General features: G+C 52.5%; 11 protein-coding genes. 7 read left to right on the top strand and 4 right to left on the bottom strand.

The window, feature by feature from the left end:
- Window positions 1–79: 79 nt before the first annotated feature.
- The 5 genes from M4I31_RS08070 to yejF all read left to right on the top strand — a co-directional run bounded on the left by M4I31_RS08070 (window position 80) and on the right by yejF (window position 7265).
- Window positions 80–1639 (top strand): cyclic di-GMP phosphodiesterase, encoded by a 1560-nt coding sequence (locus M4I31_RS08070; protein ID WP_069323432.1) that lies wholly within the window; start codon window positions 80–82, stop codon window positions 1637–1639.
- 100 nt (window positions 1640–1739) lie between these two features.
- Window positions 1740–3554, top strand: coding sequence for an extracellular solute-binding protein (locus M4I31_RS08065; protein WP_085047860.1), 1815 nt, complete (start codon window positions 1740–1742; stop codon window positions 3552–3554).
- Window positions 3555–4649, top strand: coding sequence for a microcin C ABC transporter permease YejB (locus M4I31_RS08060; RefSeq protein ID WP_038642053.1), 1095 nt, complete (start codon window positions 3555–3557; stop codon window positions 4647–4649).
- Complete coding sequence (locus tag M4I31_RS08055) at window positions 4649–5674, top strand: ABC transporter permease (protein ID WP_061382084.1); 1026 nt, start codon at window positions 4649–4651, stop codon at window positions 5672–5674. The genes M4I31_RS08060 and M4I31_RS08055 overlap by 1 nt, the downstream gene beginning before the upstream one ends.
- Before the next feature lies 1 nt (window position 5675).
- The gene (gene yejF, locus M4I31_RS08050) at window positions 5676–7265 is read left to right on the top strand and encodes a microcin C ABC transporter ATP-binding protein YejF (RefSeq protein WP_085047859.1); all 1590 of its coding nucleotides are present in this window, start codon (window positions 5676–5678) and stop codon (window positions 7263–7265) included.
- Window positions 7266–7268: 3 nt separating this feature from the next.
- On the opposite strand, the gene M4I31_RS08045 is transcribed toward yejF, so the two are convergent.
- The 3 genes from M4I31_RS08045 to rsuA form a co-directional block, all read right to left on the bottom strand.
- Window positions 7269–7613 (bottom strand): YejG family protein, encoded by a 345-nt coding sequence (locus M4I31_RS08045; protein ID WP_029139605.1) that lies wholly within the window; start codon window positions 7611–7613, stop codon window positions 7269–7271.
- Window positions 7614–7947: 334 nt separating this feature from the next.
- Window positions 7948–9138, bottom strand: a complete 1191-nt coding sequence (locus M4I31_RS08040) for a Bcr/CflA family multidrug efflux MFS transporter (protein WP_042307254.1) — start codon at window positions 9136–9138, stop codon at window positions 7948–7950.
- A gap of 15 nt (window positions 9139–9153) precedes the next feature.
- On the bottom strand, window positions 9154–9861 hold the full coding sequence (gene rsuA / locus M4I31_RS08035; RefSeq protein WP_061382086.1) for a 16S rRNA pseudouridine(516) synthase RsuA: 708 nt from the start codon (window positions 9859–9861) through the stop codon (window positions 9154–9156).
- A 151-nt stretch (window positions 9862–10012) separates the two neighbouring features.
- On the opposite strand from rsuA, the gene M4I31_RS08030 reads away from it, so the two are divergent.
- Both M4I31_RS08030 and rplY read left to right on the top strand, forming a co-directional pair.
- Entirely contained in the window at window positions 10013–11773 is a 1761-nt protein-coding gene (locus tag M4I31_RS08030) for a DEAD/DEAH box helicase (protein ID WP_085048254.1), read from the top strand.
- Between the two features lie 124 nt (window positions 11774–11897).
- Window positions 11898–12182, top strand: a complete 285-nt coding sequence (rplY, locus tag M4I31_RS08025) for a 50S ribosomal protein L25 (protein WP_006683755.1) — start codon at window positions 11898–11900, stop codon at window positions 12180–12182.
- A gap of 100 nt (window positions 12183–12282) precedes the next feature.
- Here the strand turns inward: rplY and yejK are convergent, their stop codons facing one another.
- The gene (gene yejK, locus M4I31_RS08020) at window positions 12283–13290 is read right to left on the bottom strand and encodes a nucleoid-associated protein YejK (protein WP_006683753.1); all 1008 of its coding nucleotides are present in this window, start codon (window positions 13288–13290) and stop codon (window positions 12283–12285) included.
- Window positions 13291–13307: the final 17 nt, after the last annotated feature.

Below are 13307 nucleotides of genomic sequence, written 5' to 3'. Positions count from 1 at the left end.
AGAAAAATCTCACAGCATGGACCATTTCAGGTTATATTCATACAGAATAAGCGGTTACTACAGGTAAACATAAGGAACTATGTTCAGACGCAGCTCTTCATCCGGTCGGAAAATCCTGCTTTCCTGTATGTTAACGGGGCTTATCGTCGCATTGCTCGTGAGTACCCTGCAATTTTTGGTTACCTGGCATAAGCGAGAGGTTAAGTACGAAACGCTGCTTGCCGATATCCAGAATTATGTCAGTAGTTACTTTGCAGATCTCAAAACCACCACAGATGCGCTTCAACCCCTGCTGGAAAAGAACTGCCAGCAAGTCGCTGCAAAACTTACCTCCAGTGCGGCTTTTAACCTCAACGTTCGCGCTTTTTTGCTGGTAAAAGACGGCATTGCTTTTTGCTCCTCCGCAACAGGCGCAATGAACGCCCCCATTTTGTCGCTGATCCCCAAGCTGAATATCAACAAAGATGTTGATGTGGAAATACTTTCCGGGACGCCCATGATGCCGGATAAGCCAGCGATAATGATTTGGCACCGCAATCCCTCGTTCCATAACAGCGGCGTATTTTCTTCATTGAATATCAACCTGGCGCCCTATCTGCTTTATACCGCCCGCGAGGATAATTTTAATGGTATTGCCGTTATTGCTGGCGACACGGCTATTTCAACATTTTCATCCCGAATTATGGACGTCTCTGCGCTGCCTAACACGCCATGGCGCCAGGCGACGCTTAAAGAGGTACCGCTGAAGATTCGTTTGTATGCGCAAGAGTGGACGTACAACGACATCTGGTACGCGATTATGTTGGGATGTATGGCCGGGATTATCACCGGGGTTCTCCTCTGGTATTACATCTTCACTGTCCGGTTACGCCCTGGTAAAGATATCCTCCACGCCATCAAACATAATCAATTTTATGTGGTGTACCAGCCCGTCGTAGAGATGCAAACGCTGGAGGTAAAAGGTGTTGAGGTGTTATTACGTTGGCATCATCCATCAACGGGTGAGATCCCACCGGATGCCTTCATTCATTATGCAGAATCGCAGAAAATGATTGTCCCGCTGACCCAACACCTCTTTAAGTTAATAGCGCAGGACGCCCCGACGCTGCAAAAAGTGTTTCCTGCTGGCGCCAAACTGGGGATTAACATCGCACCAACGCACCTGCACGGCGAGAGTTTTAAAGATGACATTCGACGGCTGCGCGCCTCGCTTCCCGCGAACCATTTTCAGTTAGTGCTGGAAATCACTGAACGCGATATGCTTAATCAACACGAGGCGACACAGCTATTCGAATGGCTACACTCTGTTGGCTTTGAAATTGCTATTGATGATTTCGGCACCGGTCATAGCGCGCTTATCTATCTGGAACGCTTCACCGTTGACTACCTGAAAATCGATCGCGGGTTTATTAACGCCATCGGCACAGAAACCCTGACCTCTCCGGTTCTGGACGCCGTGTTGACACTCTCTAAGCGTCTTAATATGCTGACGGTTGCTGAAGGGGTAGAAACACCTGAGCAAGCTCGTTGGCTGCGCGATCGTGGAGTACATTTTTTCCAGGGATACTGGATTAGCCGACCGTTAAAGCTTGCTGATTTCGTGCGTTGGATGGCGCAGCCCAATAAGCCAACGTGGTGATCGCAGTTTGCGATTCATATACTCTTACTCGCCGCCACACCCCTTATCTCTCAGGCATGATGCCCGTCGGGTTGTGACAGGAAAAGGAAAGCGCTTTTATATGATCCCTCGCCTACTGCTGCTGTTTATCGCCCTCATCGGGTTTAGCGTTCAGGCGCAATCCATCAAAGAAAGCTATGCGTTTGCCGTACTGGGCGAACCGAAGTACGCGTTTAACTTTAACCACTTTGATTACGTTAACCCAGCCGCGCCCAAAGGCGGGCAAATCACCCTCTCCGCGATTGGTACGTTCGATAACTTCAACCGCTATGCAATGCGTGGCAATCCCGGCGCGCGCACCGAAACGCTGTACGATACGCTTTTTACCACCTCTGACGACGAGCCTGGCAGCTATTACCCGCTCATTGCCGACAGCGCGCGCTATGCTGACGACTATTCCTGGGTAGAAATCGCCATTAATCCACGGGCGCGTTTTCACGATGGCTCCCCCATTACCGCCAGCGATGTCGCCTTCACCTTTCACAAATTTATGACTGAAGGCGTGCCGCAGTTTCGCCTCGTCTACAAAGGCACAACGGTAAAAGCCATTGCACCGTTAACCGTGCGTATTGAATTAGCCAAACCGGGCAAAGAGGATATGCTCAGCCTGTTTTCATTACCCGTGATGCCTGAGAAATACTGGAAGGATCATAAACTCAGCGATCCCTTATCTTCCCCACCGCTTGCCAGCGGCCCGTACCGTATCACCCAGTGGAAAATGGGCCAGTATATTGTCTATTCGCGTGTCAAAGATTATTGGGCCGCGAACCTGCCCGTTAACCGCGGACGCTGGAACTTTGATACCATCCGCTACGATTACTATCTTGATGACAACGTCGCCTTTGAAGCGTTTAAGGCCGGGGCGTTTGATCTGCGTCTGGAGAACGATGCCAAAAACTGGGCGACACGTTATACCGGCAAAAATTTCGCAAATCATTACATCATCAAAGATGAGCAGAAAAACGAATCCACACAGGATACGCGTTGGCTGGCCTTTAATATTCAGCGTCCGGTATTCAGCGATCGACGCGTACGTGAAGCCATCACGCTGGCCTTTGATTTTGAATGGATGAATAAAGCCCTGTTCTATAACGCCTGGAGCCGGACAAACAGCTATTTTCAGAATACCGAGTATGCCGCAAAAAATTACCCCGATGCGGATGAACTGGTGATACTCGCGCCATTGAAAAAAGATCTCCCCCCTGAGGTCTTCAGCCAAATTTTTCAGCCGCCAAAATCAACAGGTGATGGTTACGATCGTGACAACTTATTGAAAGCCAATACCTTACTGGAACAGGCTGGCTGGATACTAAAGGGACAGCAGCGCGTGAACAGCGCCAGCGGTAAACCCCTGAGCTTCGAACTGTTGCTCCCGGCGGGCAGTAACAGCCAGTGGGTACTGCCGTTCCAGCACAACCTGCAGCGCTTAGGCATCACCATGAACATCCGCCAGGTTGATAATTCGCAAATCACGAACCGCCTGCGCAGTCGCGACTATGACATGATGCCGAGGTTGTACCGCGCGATGCCGTGGCCGAGTTCAGACCTGCAAATTCTGTGGGCTTCTGAGTACATTGACTCCAGCTACAATGCGCCCGGCGTGCAAAGCCCGGTGATTGATAAATTGATCAATCAAATCATCGCGGCGCAAGGTGATAAAGCCAAACTGATCCCGCTGGGACGGGCGCTGGACAGGGTATTAACCTGGAACTACTACATGTTGCCGATGTGGTACATGGCCGAGGATCGTATCGCCTGGTGGGACAAATTTTCACATCCTGCTATTCGCCCAATTTACACCATCGGCCTCGATAACTGGTGGTATGACGTCAACAAAGCGGCGAAGCTACCCGCAGCCAGACGACAGGGAGAGTAAATGGGCGCTTATCTGATTCGACGTCTGCTGCTGGTGATCCCGACGCTCTGGGCCATCATCACCATCAACTTTTTTATCGTGCAAATTGCCCCCGGCGGTCCGGTTGAGCAGGCCGTCGCCGCTATTGAGTTCGGGCAAAGTGGCGCCTTACCCGGCGCGGGCAGCGAAGGCGTTCGCGCCAGCCACGCGCAAACCGGCGTGGGTAACATTAGCGACAGCAATTATCGCGGAGGCCGCGGTCTTGACCCGGAAGTGATTGCAGAAATCACCCGCCGCTACGGGTTCGATAAACCTATTCATGAGCGTTACTTCAAAATGCTCTGGGACTACATTCGTTTCGATTTCGGCGACAGCCTGTTTCGTAGCGCTTCGGTGCTGACGCTTATCAAAGACAGCCTGCCCGTTTCCGTCACGCTGGGGCTGTGGAGTACGCTCATCATTTATCTGGTGTCGATCCCGCTAGGTATCCGTAAAGCGGTACACAATGGCAGTCGATTCGATGTGTGGAGCAGCGCATTCATTATTATCGGCTATGCCATCCCGGCCTTTCTGTTTGCGATTTTGCTGATCGTCTTTTTTGCCGGGGGAAGCTACTACGACCTGTTCCCGCTGCGCGGGCTGGTTTCCGCCAACTTTGACTCTCTGCCCTGGTATCAAAAAATAACCGACTACCTGTGGCATATTACCCTGCCGGTGCTGGCGACGGTGGTTGGCGGGTTTGCCGCGCTGACCATGCTGACTAAAAACTCATTTCTGGATGAAGTCCGCAAGCAGTATGTCGTCACCGCGCGCGCCAAAGGGGTAAGCGAGAAAAATATTCTATGGAAACATGTGTTTCGCAACGCGATGTTACTGGTGATAGCAGGTTTCCCGGCAACGTTTATCAGCATGTTTTTTACCGGCTCGCTGCTGATTGAAGTCATGTTCTCGCTTAACGGACTGGGGTTACTGGGGTATGAATCCACCGTATCACGCGACTACCCGGTGATGTTTGGCACGCTCTATATCTTCACCCTGATCGGACTGCTGCTGAATATTCTCAGTGATATCAGCTATACGCTGGTCGATCCCCGTATTGATTTTGAGGGACGCTAATGTCGCGATTAAGCCCCGTCAATCAGGCCCGCTGGGCGCGTTTTCGTCATAACCGCCGCGGCTACTGGTCGCTGTGGATTTTTCTGGTGTTGTTTGGCCTTAGCCTGTGTTCCGAACTGATTGCCAACGATAAGCCGCTGCTGGTGCGCTATGACAGCAGTTGGTATTTCCCTTTGTTCAAAAACTACAGTGAAAGCGACTTTGGCGGACCACTGGCGACCAAAGCTGATTATCAGGATCCCTGGCTACAGCAGCGCCTGGAGAAGCAGGGCTGGATCCTGTGGGCGCCCGTACGCTTTGGGGCCACCAGCATTAACTTTGCCACTGATAAGCCCTTCCCTTCCCCACCTTCTGCGCAAAACTGGCTGGGGACGGACGCCAACGGCGGCGACGTGTTGGCGCGTATCCTCTACGGCACGCGTATCTCGGTCCTGTTTGGTTTAATGCTGACCCTGTGTTCCAGCGTGATGGGCATCATGGCTGGCGCTATTCAGGGCTATTATGGCGGTAAGGTGGACCTGTGGGGGCAGCGATTCATTGAGGTTTGGTCTGGTATGCCAACGCTGTTTCTGATCATTCTGCTGTCGAGCGTGGTCCAGCCCAACTTCTGGTGGCTGCTGGGCATTACCGTGCTGTTTGGCTGGATGAGTCTGGTTGGCGTGGTACGTGCGGAATTTTTACGTACCCGAAACTTTGATTACATTCGTGCCGCGCAGGCGCTCGGCGTGAGCGATCGCAGTATTATTCTGCGTCATATGCTACCCAACGCGATGGTCGCCGCTCTGACTTTTTTACCGTTTATATTATGCGCCTCGATAACCACCCTGACCTCGCTGGATTTCCTCGGATTCGGCTTACCGCTTGGCTCGCCATCGTTGGGAGAACTCCTGTTACAAGGTAAAAATAACCTGCAGGCGCCGTGGCTTGGGATCACTGCGTTCATCTCCGTTGCCCTGCTTTTATCGCTACTGATCTTTATTGGTGAAGCGGTACGCGACGCGTTTGATCCCAATAAGGCGATTTAAAATGACACAACCTCTGTTAGCTATTGATAATTTATCGGTAGGTTTTCGCCACCAGGAGAGCGTGCGCACCGTGGTCAACACTCTCTCATTGCGGGTTGATGCCGGGCAAACGCTGGCGCTGGTGGGCGAATCTGGCTCAGGGAAAAGTGTGACCGCGCTTTCTATTCTGCGCTTATTACCGTCCCCTCCTGCGGTCTATCTTGCCGGAGATATTCGTTTCCATGGTGAATCATTGCTTCACGCCGACGAGCAGACGCTTCGCGGCGTACGAGGGAACAAAATCGCCATGATTTTCCAGGAGCCGATGGTGTCACTGAACCCGCTTCACAACCTGGAAAAACAGCTTTACGAGGTGCTGTCGCTGCATCGGGGAATGCGTCGCGAGGCCGCCCGGGCAGAGATTCTGACCTGTCTGGACCGCGTCGGGATCCGTCAGGCGGCCAAACGTCTCGCAGATTACCCACACCAATTGTCCGGCGGTGAGCGCCAACGTGTGATGATCGCCATGGCGCTGCTAACGCGGCCAGAACTGCTGATTGCCGATGAACCCACCACCGCGCTGGATGTCTCCGTTCAGGCGCAGATCCTGCAACTGCTGCGGGGGTTACAGCGAGAGCTGAATATGGGATTACTATTCATCACCCATAACCTCAGCATTGTGAAAAAGCTGGCCGATACCGTGGCGGTCATGCAAAACGGCCTGTGCGTTGAGCAAAATCGTGCCGCACAACTGCTCTCTGCGCCCTCGCATCCGTACACGCAGAAATTGTTAAACAGCGAACCTTCCGGTGACCCGGTCCCCTTACCTGTAGGGCAAACTCCCTTGCTGGAAGTGGAAAAACTCCGCGTCGCCTTCCCTGTCCGCAAAGGCATTCTGAAGCGCGTAGTAGACCATAACGTCGTGGTCAACGACGTCAGTTTTTCCCTGCGGCCCGGTGAAACGCTGGGGCTGGTCGGTGAGTCAGGTTCCGGGAAAAGCACCACCGGGCTGGCGCTACTGAGGCTAATCACATCGCAGGGGAGTATTGTGTTCGATGGCCAGGCGTTGCATACCTTAAATCGTCGCCAGCTGTTACCCGTACGTCACCGCATTCAGGTGGTATTTCAGGATCCTAACTCCTCGCTAAACCCACGTTTAAGCGTGCTACAAATTATTGAGGAGGGACTACGCGTTCATCAACCGACACTTACTGCCGAACAACGTGAAGCGCAGGTGAAAGCGGTCATGACGGAAGTGGGGCTGGATAGCGAAACGCGACATCGTTATCCCGCAGAGTTTTCCGGTGGTCAACGTCAACGCATAGCCATTGCCCGGGCGTTGATTCTAAAACCTTCGCTGATCATTCTGGATGAGCCGACATCCTCACTCGACAGGACCGTACAGGCGCAAATCCTGATGTTGTTAAAGTCCTTACAGGAAAAGCATCGTCTGGCCTATATTTTTATCAGCCATGATTTGCATGTCGTACGCGCGTTGTGCCATCAGGTTATTGTGCTAAGGCAGGGAGAAGTTGTGGAACAGGGGCAATGCGAGCACGTATTCAACGCGCCACAACAGGCCTATACGCGTCAGCTGCTCGCGCTAAGCTGACGCTCAAAACGGATTGTTATTTGAAAAAGGTTCTGCGATTGCCACGCCGAAATTTTTCAGTCTGCAGGTCGCAGCAAACTCATCCTGACGATTCACAAACAGGCACGGCTCCCCTTCGCATTCCAGAACGGAACAAGGAACCTCAATGTCACTGAGGGCCTGGCTGAGTTTATGCATGACTGACCACGCGCTATCACCATCCGGGCTGAGCAATTTGAGCGCCACCAGGCTGTTCTCATTGCTCTGGCCGTTTTGCGGAATCGGTTCAACTTTCGAACCTGCGAAACCCACCGACCAACGATAGCACTGCGGCAGACGATGAACGATTGAGAGTTGTAATGTCATCACTTTCTTTCCCTGGAAGCACAATCACTTCACAATTATTTTAAATCAATATTAACACATCATTGACAAAACGTCTTTAAACAGTTGGTAAACGTTTACACCCATGTCCATATGCTGCTTTCCGAACCAGGTATTTAAATTTATTCAATGGTTCTGGCAAATTTCCGGGCTATATGTACTCGTTTCTGAGATCTAACTCAACCTTTTTAACTACAATGATGTGACTTTTTACATAAATTGATTTTACATAAAATAAACATAAGCAGGAGAATTGATAGATTTGCGGTTGATATACATCAACTCTGGAGGCCTTATGACCTCCAGGTTGTGTATTAGATCACCGTTTTTTAGCGCGACTGGCGTAGAGATAGAAGAGAATAGAGCTGGTGGCGCAAAACGCTATCGACCAAATCATCGGCCAGGCCGAGTTAAAAGTCGCCAGTGACAACAGTGCCCCAACAATAGCGCCAATGCCAAATCTGAACGTCCCCGCCAAAGATGATGCCGTTCCCGCCATGTGCGGGAATTCATCCAGGATGACCGCCATCGCGTTAGATGACACCATCGACACGCAGCCGACAAATGCCGCCACGCCCACCACCAACGCCCAAAAACCTACCCCGAACAGCGCACTGAAAACCATCCAGCCCGCCATCACAAACTGGATCCACAGCCCCGCACGGAACATATTCAATGCCCCAACCCGGCGAACAAAGCGGCTGTTGATGATGGTCATCACGAACAGGAAAACAATATTCAGCGCGAAGTAGTAACCGAAATGCTGCGGTGAAACATGGTTAATCTCGATGTAGACAAAAGGCCCGGCGCTAAGGAAAGAAAACATTCCGGCAAAGCTGAACCCGCTGGCCAGCATATAGCTCAGTACGCGCTTATGACGAAACAACGAGGCAAAGTTGCCAAGAGTAGTGCGCAAGCGAAACGGCTGGCGACGCTCTACGGGCAATGTTTCTTTGATCAGCGTAAAGATCATCACTGAAGCCAGAATAGCCGCCACGGCGAGGATCCAAAAGATATAGTGCCAGCTCAGCCATACCAGCACCCAGCCGCCCACAATGGGCGCCAGCAATGGCGCTATCGTGGTGACCAACATGACGAATGACATCATGCGCGAGAACTCTTCCTTCGGATAGATATCGCGCATCAGGGCGTTGATAACCACGCTCGCCGCCGCAGCCGCCAGACCATGGAAGAAACGCATTATGATCAGTTGATCGATAGTTTGCGCCAGCGCACAGGCAACTGCCGCCGCCGCAAACACCAGCGTTCCGCCCAGTATTACCGGCTTACGCCCAATGCTGTCTGCCATTGGACCATACAGCAACTGCCCCACCGCAAAACCTAAAATATAGGTACTGAGGGTCATCTGCGCGCTACCGGCAGGCACACCAAACTGTTCAGAGATAACAGGCAGCGCCGGAAGATACATATCAATCGACAACGGCATCAGCATGGCTAACAAGCCAAGGATAAAGACAATGGCAATTGACGAGTTCTGCCGGGTGGTCACATTTAGCTCCTGAGATTAACGCGGGGTTAAGTTAACGCTGGCAATTTCTTCTTCAGTTAATGGACGGTATTCGCCAGGCTCAAGGTCATCATCAAGCTTAATGGCGCCGATCCGTTCACGGTGCAGTTCTACAACGTGGTTCCCCACGGCGGCGAACATGCGTTTCACCTGATGATAGCGCCCTTCGCTGATGGTCAATCGCACCTGAGTTGGCGTAATGACTTCCAGCACGGCCGGCTTTGTCAGGTCTTTTTCGTTATGCAGTTGTACGCCCCGGGCAAACTGCTCGGCGGTATCATCCGCCACTGGCGATTCCAGCGTCACCAGATAGGTCTTCTCACAATGGTGACGTGGCGAAGTGATGCGATGCGACCACTGTCCGTCATCGGTCATCAGCACCAGTCCGGTGGTGTCGATATCCAGACGGCCTGCCGCATGTAATTTGTGTGCGACGGGTTCATCGAGGAAATAAAGAACCGTCGGGTGATCCGGATCATCCGTTGAACAAACATAGCCCTGCGGCTTATTCAGCATAAAATAGCGCGGGCCATTCTGTTGAATCAGGGAATTGCCGTCATATTCGACGTCATGTTCTGGCAGCAGCTTAAAGGCGCTATTTCTGACGATTTCACCGTCGACGGTAACGCGGTTAGCACGGATCTCACGCCCGGCAATAGCGCGGCTGACGCCGAGTTGCTGAGCGATAAATTTATCAAGTCGCATGAGTGTGATTTTTGCCTGTAAAAATACGAGAATCGGGTTTGCGCCCGAAAAGTGGGACTGTTATCCGCCCAGTATAGCGGCGTTACACCATCCCTCAAGGGAAATGATTCATGGCATACTATTCATTGTTACTGTTTACCTTAGTGAGCCCATGATTTTTACTCTTCGCCCGTACCAACAAGAAGCCGTGGACGCCACGCTCAACCATTTTCGCCACCACCGCACGCCGGCGGTTATCGTCCTGCCAACCGGCGCGGGCAAAAGCCTGGTGATAGCGGAACTGGCCCGCGTGGCGCGTGGTCGCGTGCTGGTACTGGCGCACGTCAAAGAGCTGGTCGCGCAAAACCACGCCAAATATTGCGCGTTGGGGCTGGAGGCCGATATTTTTGCCGCCGGGCTGAAGCGTAAAGAGAGCCATGGGAAAGTGGTATTTGGCAGCGTACAGTCGGTGGCGCGTAATCTGGATGCCTTTCAGGGAGAGTTTTCCCTGCTGATCGTCGATGAATGTCACCGCATCGGTGATGATGAAGAGAGTCAGTATCAGCAAATCCTCACTCACCTGACCAACGTCAATCCCCACTTACGCCTGCTGGGGCTTACCGCCACGCCTTTTCGTCTGGGTAAAGGCTGGATTTACCACTTTCATTATCACGGAATGGTGCGCGGCGATGAAAAAGCGCTGTTTCGCGACTGCATTTATGAATTACCGCTGCGCTATATGATTAAACACGGCTACCTGACGCCGCCGGAACGCCTCGACATGCCGGTCGTGCAGTATGATTTCAGCCGCCTGCAGGCACAAAGTAACGGCCTGTTCAGCGAGGCGGACCTTAATCGGGAATTAAAAAAGCAGCAGCGAATCACGCCGCATATCATCAGCCAGATTATTGAGTTTGCCCAGACGCGCAAAGGGGTGATGATTTTCGCCGCCACCGTTGAACACGCCAAAGAAATTCTGGGCCTGCTGCCTGCTGACGATGCCGCGCTTATTACCGGAGATACGCCAGGCGCGGAGCGTGACGTACTGATTGAAGAGTTTAAAGCCCAGCGCTTTCGCTATCTGGTGAATGTGTCGGTCCTGACTACCGGCTTCGATGCCCCACACGTCGACCTTATCGCCATTCTGCGCCCGACGGAATCAGTCAGCCTGTACCAACAAATTGTTGGTCGCGGACTGCGCCTGGCCCCTGGTAAAACCGACTGTCTGATCCTCGATTACGCGGGTAATCCCCACGATCTGTACGCCCCGGAAGTGGGTGCGCCGAAGGGAAAAAGCGACAACGTGCCGGTACAGGTGTTCTGCCCTGCCTGCGGATTTGCCAACACCTTCTGGGGTAAAACAACGGCTGACGGCACGCTGATTGAACATTTTGGTCGCCGCTGCCAGGGATGGTTTGAAGATGATGACGGTCATCGCGAACAGTGCGACTTCCGTTTCCGTTTTAAAAATTGCCCGCAGTGCAACGCGGAAAATGACATTGCCGCCCGCCGCTGCCGTGAATGCGATACGGTGCTGGTCGACCCGGATGATATGCTGAAAGCGGCGTTGAGGCTAAAAGATGCGCTGGTCCTGCGCTGTAGCGGTATGGTGTTACAAAATGGCCAGGATGAAAAAGGCGAATGGCTAAAAATCACCTATTACGATGAAGACGGGGCCGACGTCAGCGAACGCTTTCGTCTACACACTCCCGCGCAGCGTACGGCATTCGAACAACTGTTTATTCGCCCGCACACCCGTACCCCCGGTATTCCCTTACGCTGGATAACCGCCGCCGATATCCTCGCCCAGCAGGCGCTGTTACGCCATCCTGATTTCGTGGTTGCGCGCATGAAAGGTCAGTACTGGCAGGTGCGTGAAAAGGTCTTCGATTATGAAGGTCGCTTTCGCCGGGCACATGAATTACGCGGTTAATTGTACTTTTGATTGATGTACCAGCCGTTTGAGTATAGAATCTCGCCCGCTTTTGCATACGCAAAGCAGATCACTTACCTGTTGCTGGGTCGCCTGTAGCAGGAATTATTAAAGAGAGATTTAAATGTTTACTATCAACGCTGAAGTACGTAAAGAGCAGGGTAAGGGTGCGAGCCGCCGCCTGCGTGCCGCTAACAAGTTCCCGGCAATCATCTACGGTGGCGCAGAAGCCCCGATTGCTATCGAACTGGATCACGATGCAGTTATGAACATGCAAGCTAAAGCTGAATTCTACAGCGAAGTTCTGACCATCGTTGTTGACGGTAAAGAAGTTAAAGTTAAAGCTCAGGCTGTACAGCGTCACGCTTTCAAGCCGAAGCTGACTCACATCGACTTCGTTCGCGCGTAATCGCCTGGAAGTTGAAGAAAACCCCGCCTCGGCGGGGTTTTTTTATGGGGTTTATCCGTGGGCCGGATAGGGCTTTACGCAGCCATCCGGCATTAACGGTTTACTTCCCGCCCGACGTGCGGCGCTGGAGCTGGTCGCGCAGGTTCGGCGGCGTACCTTTGATGGTCAGGGTATCAGTAGCCGGATCCCAGAAAATACGCTCGCCCAGCAGCATGGCGTCAAAATTAATGGTTAACCCACCACCGCTGCCGGCAAATTTGGTTAACTGGCGCAACGTACTGCGATCCGCCGGGAAGCTCTCTTCCAGCTCATACCCTTTATCAGCAGCGAATTCGCTGAAGCTGACTTCACTGACGCCGGAAAGCTCTTTAGACAGCGACTCCAGCTCAATCTCCTCACCGGCCTGTAGCTGCTCGTTGCAGTAGCTGTACACCTGCTGACGCACGTTCTGGCGCTCGGCTTTATCCAGTTGCGCCTCATTGGTGAAGTCATCGACCGCCTGCAGCAGACCGCGGTTTTGCGCTTTGGCGTTCAGACCTTCGCTGGCGCCGAGAAAGTCCATGAAGAAATCGGCGACTTTGCGCCCTACCCGCCCTTTCAGGAACGTCAGATAGCGTGTGGACTCCGGATTGGTTTCCCACTCGGTTAAATCAATACGCGCCACGATGTCCGCATGATTGATATCCAGATAGTGCGTCGGATTGATATCCAGATTTTCATTGACGCGCATGCTGCTTAAATTGTTCAGTACGGCAACCAGCAGATACTCTACCGCCAGATAGCGGTAATGGCAGAACAAGACAATACCACCATCGGCAAAAGGATATTTCGCCAGCTCGTCCCGCAAACGCCCTGTCGCGGCACGGCTAAAGGCCAGAAAATCCTCTTCACCCTGACGCTGTAAACGCAGCGTTTGCGCCAGCTCGCTCTCTTCGCTGAACAGGCCATAGGCTTTATTCTTGGCGCTATACACCCGATGCAGTTCAGCCATCATATCGACAACGGTCGCTGTCGGTTCCAGTAATGAATCGCGCAAGACCAGCTCAAGGTTTTGCTCATCACGTTTGATAAGCTGGTGCAGGGCAATCTGGTTGATATCCAGACTCATGATAAACTCTCCTTTTA

It is taken from the genome of Citrobacter sp. XT1-2-2, assembly GCF_023516235.1.
In the GTDB taxonomy this organism is placed as follows: domain Bacteria; phylum Pseudomonadota; class Gammaproteobacteria; order Enterobacterales; family Enterobacteriaceae; genus Citrobacter; species Citrobacter werkmanii.
The sequence above is the reverse complement of the archived record's forward strand: the minus strand, read 5'-3'. Positions and strand labels throughout refer to the sequence as shown.

Coding starts and splice junctions, on each gene's coding strand:
- rsuA (WP_061382086.1), bottom strand. CDS start 9,861: ATGCGACTTGATAAATTTATCGCTCAGCAACTCGGCGTCAGCCGCGCT.
- yejF (WP_085047859.1), top strand. CDS start 5,676: ATGACACAACCTCTGTTAGCTATTGATAATTTATCGGTAGGTTTTCGC.
- rplY (WP_006683755.1), top strand. CDS start 11,898: ATGTTTACTATCAACGCTGAAGTACGTAAAGAGCAGGGTAAGGGTGCG.
- M4I31_RS08060 (WP_038642053.1), top strand. CDS start 3,555: ATGGGCGCTTATCTGATTCGACGTCTGCTGCTGGTGATCCCGACGCTC.
- M4I31_RS08055 (WP_061382084.1), top strand. CDS start 4,649: ATGTCGCGATTAAGCCCCGTCAATCAGGCCCGCTGGGCGCGTTTTCGT.
- yejK (WP_006683753.1), bottom strand. CDS start 13,290: ATGAGTCTGGATATCAACCAGATTGCCCTGCACCAGCTTATCAAACGT.
- M4I31_RS08065 (WP_085047860.1), top strand. CDS start 1,740: ATGATCCCTCGCCTACTGCTGCTGTTTATCGCCCTCATCGGGTTTAGC.
- M4I31_RS08070 (WP_069323432.1), top strand. CDS start 80: ATGTTCAGACGCAGCTCTTCATCCGGTCGGAAAATCCTGCTTTCCTGT.
- M4I31_RS08030 (WP_085048254.1), top strand. CDS start 10,013: ATGATTTTTACTCTTCGCCCGTACCAACAAGAAGCCGTGGACGCCACG.